Annotated in this window: 1 protein-coding gene; it reads right to left on the bottom strand. The window is 40.0% G+C overall.

Annotated elements, in window-relative coordinates; all coding sequences use genetic code 11:
• The coding region (locus T489_RS0112350) for an AAA family ATPase (RefSeq protein ID WP_037320139.1) at nucleotides 1–1,124 on the bottom strand (1,124 nt) is incomplete at both ends.

Raw genomic sequence — 1,124 nt, 5'->3', positions numbered from 1 at the left:
ACCAGTTCAGCGGTACTGGATTTCATAACTGAATTGTTCTTAAAGTAATTCAGAATTTTGGATTTAAAACATTTTCTGATTTCTTCATTAGGAATATAAACACTGTACTCATCACTTTCAGGATTATGGGACTGCGGTTCAAAAGTTAAATACCCTGTATAAAGCAGCAGAGTCCAGAAATCATTTATGTCATGGTTCTGCAAATCACCGTAGCACAAGGTGGCTCTTACTTCCGCGGTTATTGATTTACCGTCCAAAAGGTCCTGCATCATGTCTACGTCTTCAGGCTCGATAAAGCCCATGAATTTTTCGATAACATCGTTACCGCTTGTATTTATCCAGTAGTTGCCGGCTTGAATGAGATTTCTGTCTTTTCTCAGTTTTCTGAAGTTGTCATTACAGAAGTTCATTACATCCCACGGGCAGTACATATGAGTTGTTCCAAAATGGTACCCGTCGTAGTTGTTTCTTGCCTCTTCGTAATAGTCTGAAAGTCCGTAGTATGCAAGGACTTCTTCAGATTCTTCCCTAGTAAAACCTATACCCTGAGATATATCATCATCTCCGGAATCAAGAATCGAGCAGACCAGCAGATTGTTAAGTCCAGTAAAAATACTTTCCTTAGCTGCTCTTAAGCATCCGGTAAGCACGGCTCTGCCAAGATACAAATTGGTCTTTAAGGCTTTGCTAAGGAAGGGACTGATGATGTCAATCATTTCCCGGTAGTAGCCGTTATGGGCCGCCTTGGCGATAGGTACATCATATTCGTCGATAAGCAGAATCGGCTTGATTCCGTGATGCTTGTTCAGGAGTTTCAATAATGTAGACAGTGAATCCTTAATAGCATCATTATTTTTAGGTTCTCTAAGATAAAACTTATCAAGATAGAGTTTGTATTCTTCAATTTCATCACTACTCAGTTTATCACTATCTGCAAGGTATCTAAACTGAGTGTACATGTCGTAAATCGCTGATGCAAAGCGTCCGTAGGCGCTGATAAAATCTTCACCTTCTATCTGCTTAAGGGTAATAAAGATTACCGGAAACTTCCCCATGTATTCACTGCAGAATTCCTTGTCCTCAAAGATCTTGGTGTCCTTGAACCATTTCTCCTGAAGTGACAC

The sequence above is a fragment of the Ruminobacter sp. RM87 genome (genome assembly GCF_000701925.1).
Taxonomy (GTDB): domain Bacteria; phylum Pseudomonadota; class Gammaproteobacteria; order Enterobacterales; family Succinivibrionaceae; genus Ruminobacter; species Ruminobacter amylophilus.
Note: the sequence above shows the minus strand (reverse complement) of the source record. Positions and strands in the feature narration are given on the sequence as shown.